This is a genomic window from Alteromonas portus (genome assembly GCF_005117025.1).
Lineage (GTDB): Bacteria > Pseudomonadota > Gammaproteobacteria > Enterobacterales > Alteromonadaceae > Alteromonas > Alteromonas portus.
Window position 1 is genome coordinate 259,324 of the sequence record NZ_SWCO01000007.1, and the last position, 17,018, is coordinate 276,341.

13 protein-coding genes are annotated in these 17,018 nt (G+C 44.9%); 11 read left to right on the forward strand and 2 right to left on the reverse strand.

Annotated elements, in window-relative coordinates:
* Positions 1-87 precede the first annotated feature (87 nt).
* Genes E5672_RS12850 through E5672_RS12860 form a run of 3 tightly spaced genes read left to right on the forward strand, consistent with a single transcriptional unit; the run spans position 88 to position 3,054 of the window.
* Positions 88-1,542: a DNA-3-methyladenine glycosylase 2 family protein gene (locus tag E5672_RS12850; RefSeq protein ID WP_136782548.1), complete on the forward strand. Its 1,455-nt coding sequence runs from the start codon at positions 88-90 to the stop codon at positions 1,540-1,542.
* Between the two features lie 2 nt (positions 1,543-1,544).
* Complete coding sequence (locus E5672_RS12855; protein WP_136782549.1) at positions 1,545-2,123, forward strand: methylated-DNA--[protein]-cysteine S-methyltransferase; 579 nt, start codon at positions 1,545-1,547, stop codon at positions 2,121-2,123.
* A gap of 46 nt (positions 2,124-2,169) precedes the next feature.
* On the forward strand, positions 2,170-3,054 hold the full coding sequence (locus E5672_RS12860) for a DMT family transporter (RefSeq protein WP_136782550.1): 885 nt from the start codon (positions 2,170-2,172) through the stop codon (positions 3,052-3,054).
* A gap of 17 nt (positions 3,055-3,071) precedes the next feature.
* Here the strand turns inward: E5672_RS12860 and E5672_RS12865 are convergent, their stop codons facing one another.
* Positions 3,072-4,493 carry a sensor domain-containing diguanylate cyclase gene (locus E5672_RS12865; protein ID WP_136782551.1) on the reverse strand — a complete coding sequence of 474 codons (1,422 nt, stop codon included), beginning with the start codon at positions 4,491-4,493 and terminating at the stop codon, positions 3,072-3,074.
* Positions 4,494-4,725: 232 nt separating this feature from the next.
* On the opposite strand from E5672_RS12865, the gene glmU reads away from it, so the two are divergent.
* From glmU to E5672_RS12905, 8 genes are all read left to right on the forward strand, one after another.
* Positions 4,726-6,084 (forward strand): bifunctional UDP-N-acetylglucosamine diphosphorylase/glucosamine-1-phosphate N-acetyltransferase GlmU, encoded by a 1,359-nt coding sequence (gene glmU, locus E5672_RS12870; protein WP_136782552.1) that lies wholly within the window; start codon positions 4,726-4,728, stop codon positions 6,082-6,084.
* Between the two features lie 307 nt (positions 6,085-6,391).
* The gene (locus E5672_RS12875; protein WP_136782553.1) at positions 6,392-7,432 is read left to right on the forward strand and encodes a Gfo/Idh/MocA family oxidoreductase; all 1,041 of its coding nucleotides are present in this window, start codon (positions 6,392-6,394) and stop codon (positions 7,430-7,432) included.
* Positions 7,433-7,632: 200 nt separating this feature from the next.
* Entirely contained in the window at positions 7,633-8,445 is an 813-nt protein-coding gene (locus E5672_RS12880; RefSeq protein WP_136782554.1) for a DeoR/GlpR family DNA-binding transcription regulator, read from the forward strand.
* Between the two features lie 2 nt (positions 8,446-8,447).
* Complete coding sequence (glmS, locus tag E5672_RS12885) at positions 8,448-10,280, forward strand: glutamine--fructose-6-phosphate transaminase (isomerizing) (protein WP_136782555.1); 1,833 nt, start codon at positions 8,448-8,450, stop codon at positions 10,278-10,280.
* Positions 10,281-10,567: 287 nt separating this feature from the next.
* Complete coding sequence (locus E5672_RS12890) at positions 10,568-11,554, forward strand: LLM class flavin-dependent oxidoreductase (RefSeq protein ID WP_136782556.1); 987 nt, start codon at positions 10,568-10,570, stop codon at positions 11,552-11,554.
* Positions 11,555-11,678: 124 nt separating this feature from the next.
* Complete coding sequence (locus tag E5672_RS12895) at positions 11,679-12,701, forward strand: ABC transporter substrate-binding protein (RefSeq protein ID WP_136782557.1); 1,023 nt, start codon at positions 11,679-11,681, stop codon at positions 12,699-12,701.
* 19 nt (positions 12,702-12,720) lie between these two features.
* Entirely contained in the window at positions 12,721-14,646 is a 1,926-nt protein-coding gene (locus tag E5672_RS12900) for an ATP-binding protein (protein WP_136782558.1), read from the forward strand.
* A gap of 162 nt (positions 14,647-14,808) precedes the next feature.
* Positions 14,809-15,819: a GGDEF domain-containing protein gene (locus E5672_RS12905; protein ID WP_240692232.1), complete on the forward strand. Its 1,011-nt coding sequence runs from the start codon at positions 14,809-14,811 to the stop codon at positions 15,817-15,819.
* Positions 15,820-15,848: 29 nt separating this feature from the next.
* Here E5672_RS12905 and E5672_RS12910 read toward each other — a convergent pair whose 3' ends face one another.
* On the reverse strand, positions 15,849-16,847 hold the full coding sequence (locus E5672_RS12910) for an NADP-dependent oxidoreductase (RefSeq protein ID WP_136782560.1): 999 nt from the start codon (positions 16,845-16,847) through the stop codon (positions 15,849-15,851).
* Between the last annotated feature and the right edge of the window lie 171 nt (positions 16,848-17,018).

Consider the following 17,018-nt stretch of genomic DNA (forward strand, 5'->3'; position numbering starts at 1 on the left):
ATCGAGTACCGATTTTGTCGCACTTACGCCTTAAAGGCACGATACACTAGGTATAGGTAACGAACAAAAGGCGAGCGCTACGTACTCATGTCAGACAATAGTGTTGTGCAAAATGATAGGGTTTCAGAACACGAGGCGTTATCTGAATCTATATTTTCAAAGGCTAGGCTTAGCAGAGATCCGCGTTTTGACGGACGTTTTTTCGTTGCAGTAAAAACCACCGGTATTTTCTGCAGGCCAATCTGTCCAGCGCGTCTTCCCAAAGAAGAAAATGTTACCTATTTTGAACATGCTACACAGGCCATGGCCCAAGGTTATCGACCGTGCTTTCGTTGTCGGCCCGATAGTGCACCTCGCTCTGCCGCATGGAAAGGCGTGGGAGCTACCATCAACCGAGCGCTTTCCCTATTATCTAGTATTCCTATTGCGAGTGTCGCTGATATTGCTTGTCGATTAGGTATTAGCGAGCGTTACTTGAATAAGTTGGTTGTCAATGCCGTTGGTATATCGCCAAAGCAATTTCAAAACATGCAGCGCGCTTTGTTTGCAAAACAGCTTATTCAACAAACCTGCTTATCAATGACAGATATATCTGTGACGGCGGGTTATCAATCGCTTAGACAGTTACAGCGAGCGGTAGAGCAGTATTGTGGGACCTCGCCAACACAGCTAAGGAAAAAGCAACACACTGCACAAAAGGGTATATCGTTATTTTTATCTTATCGCCCACCATACAACTGGCCTTATGTACGAGACTTCTTAGCTACTCGCGCTATCAAAGGCTTGGAATATGTTACTGACAACAGCTATGAGCGGTATTTTTCAAGCCAATCCCAAATAGGCTTTTTTAAAGCTGAGCACGATGAAGAGCGTAACGGGTTCAACGTTCAAATTGACATGCCAGATTTAAACGGCCTTCATACCGTAATTGAAAATATAAGGCTGGTTCTTGATCTTCACGCAGACCCCCTGTTAATAGAACAAAGCCTTACTCAGGCTGGGTTATTGCCCCACCAGTTAACCGCTGGGCTACGTCTTCCCAGCGCCTGGAGCGTATTTGAAAGTGGCTGTCGCGCCATTGTAGGTCAGCAAGTCAGTGTGAAAGCAGCGATTGGGCAGGTAACGTTACTAGTACATCAGCTAGGTAAAAGGGTACCAGAAGCGCTCCCATTAAGTGGTTTTGAATCTTCAACGAGTGAGCGGTATAGCTTTCCGACGCCTGAAGATATCGCAAACAGTAGCCTTGAGTTTTTACGCATGCCACAAGCTAGAAAAGAGGCTGTGCGTAGTTTTGCACAATGCTTTGTAGGCGATAGTATACCTACACATAATGATATTCTTGCTATTAAAGGTGTCGGGCCGTGGACCCTCGATTATTTAAAAATGCGCGGAGAGAGAAACCCTGACATTTACCTTGGCGGTGACTTAATCGTTCGTAAAATGGCAAAACTATACCCTGTTGAGCCGGAAAAAGCGGCGCCGTGGCGCAGTTACTTAACCCTTCAACTGTGGCAATTAAGCAACCAGCAGAGTGAAACGTAAAAATGATACATACAGGTTTTGTGAGCAGTGAACAGGGACTTGTTAAAGTCGAGGCCACTCAGACAGGCATAACGTCTATTGCGTTTGTAAACGCCGCTGAGCCAGAAAATACACCTTACTCAAATCGGAACGAATTCGCGGAATTCAGTACATATCAAAACGAGGTATTAAAAGGTAATCAAGAGCACGCCGAGCGAATTAGTGATGATATGCAAGCGTATAGCAACGCAATCACTGATGAAGCGTGCAGACAGCTTCGCGCCTATTTTGACGGAAAGCTTAACGAATTCGACCTACCGCTTTCTGCCAAAGGTACAGCGTTTCAACACAGTGTATGGGATGCCTTGCAACAAGTGAAGTATGGAGAGACGGCGAGTTACTTAGATATCGCAAACGCAATTGGCAACCCAAAAGCTGTGCGCGCCGTGGGTATGGCGAATGGTCGTAACCCTATTGCTATAGTGGTGCCTTGCCATCGTATAATTGGCAGTAACAAAACCCTGACGGGCTACGCAGGTGGTTTACCGCGTAAGCAGTATTTACTTAATTTGGAAGGAGCCCAAGGGGTGTTGTGGTCATAAGAAAATGGTCATAAAAAACGGGTGATAGGGAAATGGTGATAAGAGAATGGTAATAAAAGACATTATCTCACTGCTGGTGTTAGCCGGTATTTGGGGCGGTTCGTTTATTTTTATGCGTGTTGCAGCACCAGAGTTCGGCATTTATGTGTTGGTGGCAATTCGTACCTTACTGGCAACGGCGGTGCTATTTCCTTTACTGCTACTGCGCGGCTCAGTAAGAGAGATCAAGCATCATTGGCTTGCCATAGCGCTTGTAGGATTGGCAAATACCGCCGTGCCGTTTGTGCTCTTTAATTACAGCAGTCTGCACTTAGAGGCGGGCGTTAACGCTATTCTAAACGCCACCGCGCCAATGTTTGGAGCTATTGTTGCTTGGCTGTGGTTAGGTGATAGGTTAACAAAATCAGCAATTGCCGGACTTTTCATCGGTTTTGTGGGGGTTACAGTGATCAGTCAGCAAAAGCTCGGTGAGGGAGACATTAGTTTCCTACCCATTTTGACTGCGCTTCTGGCTACTACTGGCTACGGTATAGCGGCGTGTATGATGAAAAAATGGCTGCAAGGGGTTAAACCTTTAGTGGTTGCTACAGGCAGTCAGGCCATGGCAAGTGTGATGTTGGCGCCGTTTGCCCTTGCAACTTTGCCCGCTACAATGCCAAGTGTGAATGCGTGGATAAATGCAGTGGCACTCGCTGTTGGAGGGACCGGCATAGCATACATTCTCTATTTCAAATTGATTGCCGATGTGGGTCCAGCTAAAGCCATTACGGTCGCTTACTTAGTACCGTTATTTGGCATAATTTGGGGTGTACTTTTCTTGCAAGAGCATTTGTCAGCGCAAACCATAGTGGGCGGTTTGATGATTTTGTTTGGCGTGGCGCTAACGACAGGCGTTCTCAAACGAAAACGCCTTAAGGTTAAACCTGCGTAGATTCCAACGAACCTAGGCTAGTCTATCAGCTGCATTCTGACTAAATTTCTGCCGTCTCGCTTCGCTTGATAAAGTGCGTCTTCAGCGTGTGCGGTTACCTCATGCATTGCGCGAGGTGACGCCGTGTATGAAATACCGATAGAAGCGGTAATCACAATTTCTGGTAGCTCTTGCAATGGTGGAAGTGTAGCAATGCCATGGCGAAGGTTTTGAGCCATATCAAACGCCACATGCGGGCCAGTATGAGGCAACAAGATAATAAACTCTGCACTACTCCATCTACCCACAACATCCTGCTCGCGCATATGTTCCGCTAGATAGGCAACCACTTTGTCTAGAATGTCATCACCGGCATTCCGCCCGTGGGCATCAACAATATCTGATAGTTCGTCAACGCTAATTAACATGACGCTGAGCGATTTGTGCTCGGCTAACAGCGTTTTATAGATAAGCTGTAAGTTATCTTTTTCAGGAAGGCGGTTGCTATGACGTACTACTAAGTCTGGCTGCATGTCTTTTCTGAAATAGTACAGAAGGTTGTAGATCAGCAAGAACAGTGAGAATACAACAACAAGCAGTGTTACTACGCTGAAGATGAACGCCTGAGAAATTTCTGCCTGACGATCTTCTAGTGGGCTTAGAAGAAATACAGTCCAACCAAACTGATTTAGTTTAACTTCCGCAATAAGAAAATCTTTTTGGTCGATAGTAACTAACTTATTGTTTAGGGCTTGCTCGCTTTGAATAGTCATCGGGAGACTGGCATACCAAGGGAGTTCAGATAAGTTAGTAAATTCGGAATAAGAGGCAATTAGACTAGGGTCTGAAGACAGCATAATGTCGCCTTCACCGTCAACAAACAAGAAGTCATAGCCATACTCTTGTTTATAAGTGTCGAACACTTCAATAAAACTACGCAGGCTCTTGCCTACGCCGAAAAAACCTAAAAAACGGCCGTATTTATCGTGAATTTTAATATCGATATAAAAGTGAGTGTCTTCCCATTTACCTATGTCGGCTACGGCATCCGCGGGGTAGTCGCGATATTTAAAGTACCAGCTTACTTCACCCTCGATAAGATTAATAATAGTGCCATCAGAGTTATATTGTTTTCTATCTGCTTCACTAGCAATGAAAAAAGATAGCCCGAATTCATTTTCAAGACGATCCAATGTCTTAAAAACAGCCTCTTGGTCAATGGTTTCCCCATTCATTAAATCTACGAGTTCGGTAGAGTGACCCAGAGCTTCAGAAATATGTAGTGGCTTTAGAAGTTGCTCGACGATAAGTGATATGGCGGGCGACAATGACTGCTGCTGCGCACGACTTTGTTCGGCAACGATTTTTGAAATACTGAAATGTACTAGTGTAACTATAGCGATAACCACTACCGCAAATAGCACCAGAATACTTCTATGTAGTGTACGAAATGTGTTCACAGACTGCGCATGCTCCCTTGCCTGACTGAACCTAACCCAAGAGTTGAGTATACCTGTTGCAATAATGAACTACTAGGCAGTTTCTCTTAACTTAGACTAAATAACGAAGAACGAAAGCGCAACGCAAAGTCGTCCGGTCAGACCTCAAAATGAATCAATCGCTGACATATCGTTGGGCCTTGGTTAAACTATATTTCGATTTTTCATTCTCTTTGCGAAATAAAGGAATTATATGGCTTTCTCAGTGGTTGTGTTAGCGGCGGGTAAAGGTACCCGTATGAAATCGTCGTTGCCAAAGGTATTACACAAGGTGGGTGGTGTACCTATGGTGCAGCGCATCATTAATACCGTTAAATCGCTGGGTGCTGACAATATTCATTTGGTTTACGGTCATGGCGGTGATCAACTGAAGGCTACGGTAGTTGAAGACAACCTAGACTGGTGTTTACAGGCTGAACAGTTAGGTACGGGACACGCTGTTCAGCAAGCAGCGCCTCATATTAAAGACAATGAAGACGTACTTGTACTAGTTGGCGATGCACCTCTGATCCGCGAAGAAACCTTAAGTGCTTTGAAAGCGGCAAAGGAAGGCTGTGACTTAGCATTGCTCACTGTAAATTTAGATGACCCAACAGGCATGGGCCGGATTATTCGTGAGAACGACAATATTACTGCGATAGTTGAGCATAAAGACGCCACAGATATTCAGCGTGAAATTAAAGAAATTAATACCGGCATGATGATGATGTCTGGCGCCGATCTTAAGCGCTGGCTGGGCGAATTAAGCAATGACAACGCACAAGGTGAGTACTACCTTACTGACGTAATTGCGATGGCAGCGGCTGAAGGTAAGCGAATACAGTCAGCGCAGCCACAGTCGGCGGTAGAAGTAGAGGGCGTAAACAACCGCTTGCAGTTAGCGAACCTTGAGCGCGCGCTTCAGCGTCGTCAAGCCGAAGAACTAATGACCAATGGTGTCACTTTATTGGACCCTGCTCGTTTTGATTTACGAGGGCAACTAGAAACCGGTAACGACGTCATTATTGACGTGAACGTGATTATTGAAGGTAAGGTGACGATTGGCAGTAACGTTACCATTGGTGCTAACTGTATTTTACGCAACTGTACTATTGCCGATAATGCAGTGATTGAAGCAAATTCCATTATTGAAGAGGCCAGTGTAGGTGAAGCATGCACAGTCGGGCCATACGCTAGACTGCGTCCAGGCGCAGTAATGCAAAAAAATGCCAAAGTGGGCAACTTCGTGGAAATGAAGAAAGCTATTTTGGGTGAAGGCGCTAAAGCAAACCACTTAACTTACTTAGGTGATGCCGAAGTTGGTGCGAAAGCGAACATTGGCGCGGGTACAATTACCTGTAACTACGATGGTGTGAACAAATCTAAAACGATCATCGGTGAAAATGCCTTTATCGGCTCAAATTCATCGCTTGTAGCCCCAGTGAACATTGGCAAGGGTGCGACGGTGGGCGCTGGTTCAGTGATCACGTCAACAGTCGACGAAAATGCACTAGCCGTTGCCCGGGGTAAGCAGCGCAACATTCCAAATTGGCCGCGCCCTACTAAAAAGTAAAGGCTGTTCTTCGTTACAGGCTGCATGAGCAGCAATTAAAATATTAGGGCTGGCAACCGTTAACGGTGAGTTGCTGGCCCAATTTCTTCTTTAGCCCCGTCACTCTATTGCTCAATTAAAAAGGTGATAAAAACAAATGGCTAATAGAAGCGTTTAAAACAACGCCTTCAGAGTTGCTTTAAGCATAAATAGTCCACCTGTTTTAAACACTCTTTCAAATAATGAACTATCTATGGTTTTTTCTCTCTATTATTACTGATAGTGTGTGTTTACTTACCTTTTGTTTCTCGTTACACAAGGATATGCGATGATATCTACTCTTCTTGTTGGCTTTGGATTTTCAGCCACAACCTTTCATCTACCCTTTCTAAATTATCTGCCGCAGTTCTCTGTGGATGTCGTTATCTCTTCAAAGCCTGACATGGTCAAAGCTGTCTTGCCCCATGCGGAAGTGTATAGCTCGTTAGAAGAGGCACTAAAAATTCACGATGTAGATTTGGTGGTTATTACTACACCAAATCACCTTCACGGACCACAGGCGAAACTGGCACTAGAGCACAGTTGCCATGTACTGGTGGAAAAGCCATTTACATTGAATAGTGAAGAGGCAGAAGCGTTAGTAGAACTTGCACAAACTCAGAATAAACAGCTGTGTGTTTACCACAATAGGCGTTTTGATGGCGATTTTCTCACTATTAAGCAGTTAATTAACGATGGAAGGCTTGGCGATATTAAACGTTTAGAAAGCCGCTTCGATAGATTTCGCCCGGTACCACGAGACAGATGGCGTGAAAATGCAGGGCCAGGCAGTGGTATCTTCTGGGACTTAGGCCCCCATTTAATCGACCAAGTACTACAGCTTTTTGGCGAGCCGCAAGAAGTGTCGGCAAACATACAAGTCTTGCGTGAGAATGGGCAGTCGGATGACACCTTTGATGTGACCCTTCACTATAGTGATAGAGTAGTAAAGCTAGGTAGCTCAGCCTTTCAGGCGGGGGCAACATTGCGTTTCGACTTGCAAGGTACAAAAGGCAGCTTTCGAAAGTTTCATTTAGATCCTCAAGAAGATCAGCTCAGAGCAGGGCTATCTTTCGACGATGTAAGCTGGGCGAAAACAAGTGAAGCGCAGCATGGTGTGCTAGCTGTGGCGAGTGAAAGCGGCCAGCTAATTAAAGAGACAATTACAACCTTGAAAGGTGAATACCTAACGTTTTTCAATCGCCTTGCTCATGCTATCGAAGACGGTAAATTCTCGCCAGCAGATGCGAGTACGGTTGTATCTGTTATCAAAGTGATTGAGTTGGCCATAACAGCAAGCGAACGAAAGACATCGCTGGCGTTTAAATAAACAATTATCTTGATCCATATTTCAATTTAACTTACGATACTTTCACTTTAAAACTAATAACTTTCGTTTTGAAAGTTATGGCTCGAAGATCGAAATTGTGTTGGTGGACTGTTTTGTTGGCTTTTTCATGGCTTGTTCTCAATTAGAACAATGCAAACAGCAAGTTTTAACAATACGTCCACAAGAGCGTCGAGGTAATATTGAAAAGTAGTAAGTCAGTTGAGCTACGCCGCCAGCAGATAGTGGCGTGGGTAAAAGAACACGGTCAATCACAAGTTGAAGACTTGGCCGTGCGTTTTGCTACGTCTGAAGTTACCATTCGAAAAGATCTTGCCGCCCTTTCGAAGCAAGGTTTGCTCATTCGACAATTTGGTGGCGCAGTGCCTGTACCATCATTTACAGACTCGAATGCTGGCTCTTCTCAAACTATCACCAATGACGCTTTCTCGAGTTTGTCCGTTAGCCCGACAGTCAGTGTTATAGGCCAATGCGCAGCCAGCTTGGTAAAACCTGGCAGCAAGCTAGTTATAGACTGTGGGACTACTACCGCATCCATCCTGCCCCATTTATCACATATCGATGATTTAGTGGTAATGACCAACACGTTATCGACAGCCAATTACCTTACTCAGAGTGATAAAGAGCCGACGGTGTTAATGGTAGGCGGCACATGGGATGCGCAATCTCAATCGTTTCAAGGTGCCATGGCTGAACAGCTAGTTAATGCCTATAGTTTTGACATAGCGTTTATTGGTGCTGCTGGCATAGATGTTAATCGAGGCACCACAACGTTTAACGAGCTTATAGGTGTAACTCGCGCTATGGCTGCGGCGGCCAGTAAAGTGGTAATAGTAGCCAGCTCAAAGAAATTAACGCATAAGATGCCGAACCTAGAGCTGAGCTGGAAAAACATTTCTGTTTTGATCACTGATGAAGGCATTAGTGAGCAAGACAAGCTTAATATTGAAAATCAGGGCGTGACTGTGCTTATTGCAGCGCCTAGTGGAGAGTAATTATGTGTGGAATTGTTGGCGCTGTTGCTGAACGTAACGTGGTAGAAATTCTTCTAGAAGGGTTAAAAAGGCTCGAATATCGCGGTTATGATTCAGCCGGCGTTGCGCTGTTGCAAAACGACGGCACGCTAACGCGTATTCGTCGTACCGGTAAAGTACAAGAGCTTGCTGATGCGGTAGCAGAAGGTGAAGCACTCGGAACAACCGGCATCGCTCATACCCGTTGGGCTACTCACGGAGGTGTGACGGAAGCAAATGCACACCCGCATTTTTCAACCGAACGTGTGGCTGTGGTCCACAACGGCATTATTGAAAATTACGTAAGTTTAAAGGCGAAGCTAAAAGAGCAAGGCTACACCTTTACCAGTGACACAGACACTGAGACTATCGCACATACCGTGCACGAAGAGCTGAAGGCAGGTAAGACATTACTTGACGCGGTACAAAGTGCGGTGAAGACCTTCCACGGTGCGTACGGCACTGTCATCATGGACAAAGAAGATCCTAGTCGCGTGGTAGTCGCGCGCTCAGGCAGCCCGCTTGTTATTGGTCTGGGCCTTGGCGAAAACTTCATCGCGTCAGACCAAATGGCACTGTTACCAGTAACACGCCGCTTTATCTTTTTAGAAGAAGGCGATGTGGCAGAGATTACCCGTCGTGAAGTTAAAATTTTCGATAAAGACGGAAACGCTATTGAGCGCGAAGTGATTGAATCGAATATCGAGCACGATGCCGGTGACAAAGCGGGTTACCGCCACTACATGCTGAAGGAAATTCACGAGCAGCCAACGGTTGTGCGTAATGCGCTTAAAGATCGTATTGATGAAAATGGTCTTACCGCAGATGTATTTGGTCAAGGGGCTGACGACATATTCAAAAAAGTACAGCATGTACAAATAATTGCCTGCGGTACGAGTTATCACGCAGGTATGACGGCGCGCTACTGGCTAGAGCAGTATGCAAATGTATCGTGTAATGTAGAAATTGCATCAGAATTCCGTTATCGCAAGTCAGTGGTTCACCCGAACAGCTTGCTTATTACCATTTCTCAATCAGGCGAGACAGCCGATACACTAGCTGCCCTTCGCTTGGCGAAAGAACTGGGTTATATGTCGAGTTTGACTATTTGTAACGTTCAGGGCTCGTCATTGGTGCGCGAATCTGACCTTGCATTTATGACCCGTGCAGGCGCGGAAATTGGGGTAGCGTCTACCAAAGCTTTCACTACCCAACTCACCGCTTTTTTAATGCTGACACTGGCGCTTGGCAAAGAAAACGGTATGACTGACGCCGATAGTAAGGCCATTGTGTCTGCGCTTCACAGCTTGCCTGCCAAACTTGAAGAAACCTTGGCTATTACAAACGGAATCGAAGATTTAGCGGAAGAGTTTGCCGATAAAAACCACAGTTTATTCCTAGGTCGTGGCGATCAATACCCTATTGCCATGGAAGGGGCGCTTAAACTTAAAGAGATTTCTTACATTCACGCCGAAGCCTACGCGTCTGGTGAATTGAAGCACGGCCCGCTTGCGCTTATTGATGATGAAATGCCCGTTATTGTGGTTGCACCGAATAATGAACTGCTCGAAAAACTAAAATCGAACGTTGAAGAAGTGCGCGCCCGTGGCGGTATTATGTATGTATTTGCCGATAAAGATGCCGCGTTTGCAGGGGATGAAACCATGCGCGTTATCGACGTACCGCACTGCGACGAGCCAATCGCACCTATCATCTACACCTTGCCACTACAGCTTTTGAGCTACTACGTAGCGCTAATTAAGGGCACCGACGTTGACCAGCCGCGTAACTTGGCGAAGTCGGTAACGGTGGAATAAAAGTGTGACGGTGGAATAGGGTAACGCCACTAAAGCTTGTGTTAATACTCAAAATCAAAGCCTGCGACTGACAAATTCGCAGGCTTTTTCGTTTATTAAATGCCGTCTCTGAGTGAGATCAGCAAGGCATTTTGACTACACAACTCTTAACTACACACCTCTTAATTCATCGCCACTTTATCGACAAACCCTCCCCACCCGTCTTACATCACCAAAACACCCGTTGTAAAACGGGTAGTGAGTTCATACTTATAAACAATCATTAAGTTTCAACATCGCGAGGCAATATGGCTATTCCATACTCACTGCTAGATTTGGCGCCAATATCTGAAGGGTTTGGCGTGAAAGACGCGCTACATAACTCAAAGCTGATGGCTATGGAAGCTGAGCGCAGTGGCTATGAGCGTGTGTGGTTAGCCGAGCATCACGGCATGCGAGGTGTGGCCAGTTCTGCCACCTCGGTGGTGTTAACCCATATTGCCAATGCCACCTCTACCATTAAAGTTGGGGCTGGTGGTATTATGCTGCCGAATCATGCACCTTTGGTTATTGCCGAACAATTTGGCACCTTGGCTGAATTATTTCCCAATCGTATTGAGCTAGGGCTTGGTCGTGCACCAGGCACTGATATGTCAACTGCACGCGCGCTTCGCCGTAACTTACAAAGCGATGTAGATAGTTACCCAGAAGATATTAAAGAACTTCAGTATTATTTGGGTACACCTAAAGAAGGTCAGCCAATTGTTGCAGTGCCTGGGGCTAATACACATGTGCCCCTATGGTTACTCGGTTCTAGCTTATACAGTGCCCAAGTAGCGGCACAAATGGGACTACCTTATTCGTTCGCTTCGCATTTTGCACCCGATGCACTCTTTGATGCACTTCATGTTTACCGCAATATGTTTAAAGCCTCGTCCCAGCTGTCATCTCCAAAAGCGATGGCGGGCGTTATGGTGGTAATTGCGGAAACCGATAGCGAGGCAGAACTGCTATTTACCTCTGTGAAGCAGCAATTTATGAACATGCGACGAGGTCTTAACAAGCCTTTCGCTAAGCCTATGCCTAACTTTGACGAATACTGCACGGCGACTGACGAGGCAATGTTATCTAGTGTGTTGAGATATGCGCTAGTAGGCTCTAAAGAGACCGTGCGAAACAAGCTAGCCCAATTTGTTGAAGCTACAGAGATTGATGAAATTATCGTGTCTATGCCTATTTACGATATAGAAGCGCGTTTATTTAGTGTTAAAACGTTTGCTGATATCGTGTCCTAACGCATAAAAAGTTATGACCAGTTTTTAATATTTGGTTATAACTTCTTCTATGCAACACCTTAGAATAACTTTATGATATGGCGTGATATATGTATTTTTATTTAGTTATTACAGGTTTACAGTCATGCTCAAGGTCTGGTTTTCCTTTTTCTTTGCGTTTGTTTTTTCTGTGGCGAACTTAAGTTCAGCACAAGCGAAAGAAGCGCTGGACCTTGTTATCCTAGAAACGCTCCCAGTTCCTATTGTTGCTGAATCACGGGCCGAATTTGAAAAAGAGCTTATTCGAATTATGCCTGATCACGATTTCAACGTAACCACTTACAACGCTGAGGGATCTGAGGTGCGCGCTAAGGAGATTCTTACTGAACTTGCCCTTGAGCCAGCACCAGATCTTATTGTATCTGTTGCCACACTTGCCACCCGCGCGTTGAACGCGTCTGAAGAGTTTGTTGATACGCCAAAGCTTTTTATGGTTGTTTCTGCTCCTGTTGAAGAAGGAATAGTTCCTGCTATTGGCGCTACAAGCAAACGCAATATGACAGGCGAATCGCACGTGCTTGATGCAAAGGTAAAGCTTGATATGTTGGATGGGGTTCTTAGAGCATCTAAGCCAACATCACCTTTCACCATAGGTTTAGTACATTCGACTTACCCCTCTTCGAGTAATTTGGTAAATCAATTACTCGCGTTAGACAGCGACTATGAAAACATAAACTTGGTGGCAGTTAGTACGCCGTACTTAGAAGGTGACGAAGGGCGTGTAGAAATGACGGATAATATAGTAGATAGCTTAAATCAGAAGCGTTCAGAACTTGATGGTTATTGGCTTTCTTCGGGTCCGTTAGCCGAAGCTAATGGATTAGTGGAGAAAGTAAAAGAAACGAGTGGGCTACTTCCTTTATTTGCTGAAAGTATTTCATCTGTTAAAGATGGCGCGCTAATTGGTGTGGTATCTGAACCTGCTAGCATTGGAAAATCAGCTGCGAGAAAAGCGAAGCTGATTCTAGAGAAAAAATCGGCGAGAGACATTCCCGTTGGTAAAATGGACACGTACACTGTTGCAGTTAATGTAACTACGGCAATTAAACTACAATTGCCAATCCCATCGAGTTACTTAAAACTTTCAAAAGAACATGTGTATCACTAAGGCCTAATTAGAAGTAAGTATGCGGATTAAATCGAAACTGCTGGTTATATACATACCAATTTTATTAATTGGTATGGCGCTTACGGGGTATTGGGCTTATTTGACAGCGTACGACTCTGTGCGCGAAAGGGAATATCAGCTTCTTACTCAAACCCTTACGCTTAACGTCTTGGAAATCATAGATGAGAGACGAGAACTGCTTATTGAGTCAGGGCTAGAAAACGTACCTGTGTTTCGCGAGGCTTATCAAAAAGAAGTGTTTGAAGAGCTAAAGTCGCTTCAGCAGGCTACTGACCGTCACTTTGCTATAAGCGATAGAAGTACAGGTACCGTAATATTTAGTACATCTGAAAGTAAAGTTGTGCTGAAAGCGGAAGACGCTAAAAAAGCAACAATAGCTAACCGACGAGTGGCATTTGGCGAGTCGAATGTAAACGATACGGATGTATTGTTTGCGTGTGCTGTATTTGCCCCTTGGAATTGGAAAGTCACGGTACTACAGGCTGCCGAGCCGCTGCAATCCTCGTTATTCACAATAGCGTGGCTAACCTCTTTAGTTACACTGTTTGCCGTTGTTATCGTTAGTTTGCTTATGGGCAAAGTAACGCAGGTATTTGTTGTCTCTCCCATTGAAAAAATCAAATCAGCAGCAAGTCGCATTGCTATCGACCACAAAAAGGTGAGTATTGACCTTCAGCAAAACGACGAATTAGGAAGCTTGGCTCGCGATGTTGAAGCAATGTCGGAAGAGATTGAGCAATACGTAGCGCAGGCCCAACAGGCGAATCGCGCGAAAACGGATTTCCTTGCCGTGATGAGTCATGAAATCCGAACGCCGCTAAACGGTATCCAAGGGCTGGCAACGCTGCTTCTAGATACACCGCTTTCAGACAAACAGCATCAGTATGCCAGCGACCTGAAATCGTCAGCATCCATTCTCGCTACGGTAATAAACGATGTTTTAGACCTTTCTAAAATTGAGTCGGGCATGTCAGAGGTGGACGTTACAGAGTTCGATCTCGACGCTATGCTTAATGACCTTATAACGTTATTAGGGACCAATGCTAGCGCCAACAGTACTCGTTTGATTTACAGCAGTAAGAATATGGAATCGGTGGCTGTCACCAGTGACATTACTAAGCTTCGTCAAATTATTATTAATCTTGTAAGCAATGCCATTAAATTTACGCACAAAGGTACAGTGAGTATTTCGGCTAAGCTTAAACAACCGTCAACAGAAGCAATGAGCGATAACCGTTTAGTTATTGCGGTTAAAGATACTGGAATAGGTATTGAGCCAGACAGGCTTGAGCATATTTTCGATAAGTTCACGCAATCTGACTCATCAATTACGCGCAAATACGGCGGTACAGGGCTAGGCCTTGCTATTGCCAAGCAACTTGCGCAAATTCTAGGTGGCGATATTAAAGTAGTGAGCAAGGTAGGTGAAGGCTCATGCTTTACTGTCACTGCAGATGTTCAGTCTCGACTTAAATCTGACTCGTCAATTGAGTCATCGTCTGCACGTAAAGCCCAAGGCGCAAGCCTACCAACAGACCTTAAGGTTCTGTTAGCGGAAGACAACGCAATTAATGCTGTTGTAGCACAAGCATTGTTAGAGCAGTTACATTGTCATGTAGAGCATGTTGATAATGGATTGAAAGCCGCAGCGCGTGTTGAAGAAGGGGGGATTGATGTGGTCTTCATGGACGTGCACATGCCAGTTATGGATGGCATAGAAGCGACGAAACGCATAAGAAAACTTGAGGGCGAACTTAGCAAAACCCCTGTGATCGGCCTTACTGCAGAGGCGTTTAAAGAGCGCCACATCTCGTTTAAGCAGGCGGGAATGGATGATATCGTCACCAAGCCGGTTACTGTTGAAGCGCTGCAAGAAAGTTTGTTAAAACTGGCGCTTAACAAAGAAGTTCCTGATAATAGTTAAAGCTACTCAGCGTCAATATGCTGAGTTTACAACACCGATGATGATTGCCATCATTGGTTGGGTTGGAACGCTTTAATGGTAAGGAATTGCTTGAGGTGATCTGTGCAAATCAATAGACCCAGCGAGTTACTTCGGCTGCGAATAGCCCTCATTATTGGTGCTGTGCTTGTACTTGGCTTTATGATTGCCGACCTCATGTTACTTCCAAGCAATATGTATCAGCTGTACATATTTGACCGCCTACTTCTGCAACTTCCTATTATATTATTTGTTGTTGCTGTCTCCTTCTGGCGGCGGTTTATTCAATATCGAGCTTTTATTTTTGCCGGCTTGGTTATCGCACTCTCCTACAGTAACTATTGGTTAATATGGGTTTGCTGGGATGAACACAGCTTTATTTTTCCCTACGAGGGGACAATCCTCTATGCATTCTTTTGTGTATTTGCATTGGGTATACCATTCAAACTCGCTATTGCGGCCAACGTTATCAATATCCTAGGGTTTTTAGGGCTGATGTGGATAGCGCCGGTGTACGGCGATAGAGTCTTAATTTCTGTAGCATTTGTATCTGGCTCATTATTTATTTGTGCTTATGCTCGCTACCGGCTCGATCGCAGCGTGCGCATGCTCAAAGAAACAAACGAAAGGTTATTAAAGCTTAGCAAATACGATCCGCTATCCGATCTACTTAATCGGCGCGCCTTTCGGGAGCAAAGCGAAAAGCTGTTGGCATTGAGTAAACGTCATAATGTATCTATGGCTGTTTTAATGCTCGATTTAGATGATTTCAAAAAATACAACGACAGTTTTGGTCATCAGCAGGGTGATGAAGCAATAAAAGTTCAGGCGCGCATTATGAAAGAGGTCTTTAAGCGCGAAACAGATATATTAGGCCGATACGGCGGCGAAGAATTTATTGTTGTTTTAAGTGATATAAATAAAGAGCAGGTCGAAAAGCACGCCAAGGCATTACTCGATAAATGGCGTGAGGCTAAACTAAAACATGCTGAGGGAGCCAAATATCCGCTAATGAGTTGTTCAATTGGTGTGGCTTACGCCAAATCGGTTGACGACATTTCTATTGACTGGATCATTGATGAAGCTGATAAGGCACTTTATAAAGCCAAGGAAAAAGGTAAAGCGCAGTTCGTGCTTAAAGAAGCGCAGTGCTGATAACGTCACTGCGCTTCAATGTTAGCGCTTTATAACTTTACTATCATTTTTCCGGTGTTTTTACCTTCAAACAACATGTTTAAGCCTTTCTCGGCATTGTCTAAACCTTCAATCGTATGCGCGCGATACTTTATTTTCCCTTGCTGTACGTATGGTGTGAGCTTTTCTAAAAGCTGTGGGACTTCTCCCCAATGGTCTGGCATAGCAAAACCGCGAATATTGACCCGCTTTTTGATTAGCGGTATCCAGTTTGGTCCTGGCGCAGGGCTGTCCGACTGATAATCTGCAATCATACCGCACACCACTATCCGCCCATGTGTATTCATTCGGTTAAAGATATGCTGTTGAATCGGTCCACCCGTATTCTCAAAGAATACATCGACTTTGTCTGGCGTTAATTCGGCTAGTTTTTCCTGTAAATCGTCAGTTTTGTAATTAATGGCACCGTCAAATCCAAGTTCATTTACAATCCAATTGGCCTTGTCGTCACTGCCTACTACCCCGATTACGCGCAGTCCATCAGCTTTTGCTAGTTGGCCTACAATTGAACCTACAGAGCCCGCTGCACCTGTGACAACAAGCGTCTCACCTTCTTTAGGCTCGCCAAAGTTGTAAAGGCCTGTGGTGGCAGTTAAACCGGGTAATGCAAAAACACAAAGTGCCATTTCTTCTGTAACACCTTGCTGCAATTTGTTAAACCCTGCGCCATCGCTAAGCACATATTCGCTCCAGCCAGTCATGCCCATGACTTTATCACCTACTGTAAAGTCTGGGTTTTTAGACTCAACTACTTCGCCCACACCGCTTGAGCGCATTACATCGCCCAGCTCTACAGGAGGAATATAACTTTCTCTGTCTTCACTCATCCATCCTAGCATTGCAGGATCTAAAGACATGTAAGTCTGCTTAACTAATATTTGACCGTCTTTTAGCTTTGGTATTTCAAGTTCTTTCGTCTCGAATAGGTGTGGACCTATTTTCCCATCGTCGGGACGCTTTACCAGCGTGATGGCTTTATATGTCGACATTGTATCCTCCTGTACATGTAAAAGGGGTCTGGCGGTGTGCCCAACATTGAAACGCAGTTTCAATAGTTGGGATCACCTTTTGACTGTAAAGATAGGGTGGGGATTATTGCTATAAACACAAGCTGGATGGGGGGCGCATTCATAAACTGAATTAAAAGATAATCCAAGACA

What these genes read in the sequence shown, in the direction of transcription:
- E5672_RS12890 (WP_136782556.1), top strand. Translation starts at nt 10,568, where the DNA reads ATGGCTATTCCATACTCACTGCTAGATTTGGCGCCAATATCTGAAGGG.
- glmS (WP_136782555.1), top strand. Translation starts at nt 8,448, where the DNA reads ATGTGTGGAATTGTTGGCGCTGTTGCTGAACGTAACGTGGTAGAAATT.
- E5672_RS12895 (WP_136782557.1), top strand. Translation starts at nt 11,679, where the DNA reads ATGCTCAAGGTCTGGTTTTCCTTTTTCTTTGCGTTTGTTTTTTCTGTG.
- E5672_RS12910 (WP_136782560.1), bottom strand. Translation starts at nt 16,847, where the DNA reads ATGTCGACATATAAAGCCATCACGCTGGTAAAGCGTCCCGACGATGGG.
- E5672_RS12850 (WP_136782548.1), top strand. Translation starts at nt 88, where the DNA reads ATGTCAGACAATAGTGTTGTGCAAAATGATAGGGTTTCAGAACACGAG.
- glmU (WP_136782552.1), top strand. Translation starts at nt 4,726, where the DNA reads ATGGCTTTCTCAGTGGTTGTGTTAGCGGCGGGTAAAGGTACCCGTATG.
- E5672_RS12860 (WP_136782550.1), top strand. Translation starts at nt 2,170, where the DNA reads ATGGTAATAAAAGACATTATCTCACTGCTGGTGTTAGCCGGTATTTGG.
- E5672_RS12875 (WP_136782553.1), top strand. Translation starts at nt 6,392, where the DNA reads ATGATATCTACTCTTCTTGTTGGCTTTGGATTTTCAGCCACAACCTTT.
- E5672_RS12855 (WP_136782549.1), top strand. Translation starts at nt 1,545, where the DNA reads ATGATACATACAGGTTTTGTGAGCAGTGAACAGGGACTTGTTAAAGTC.
- E5672_RS12900 (WP_136782558.1), top strand. Translation starts at nt 12,721, where the DNA reads ATGCGGATTAAATCGAAACTGCTGGTTATATACATACCAATTTTATTA.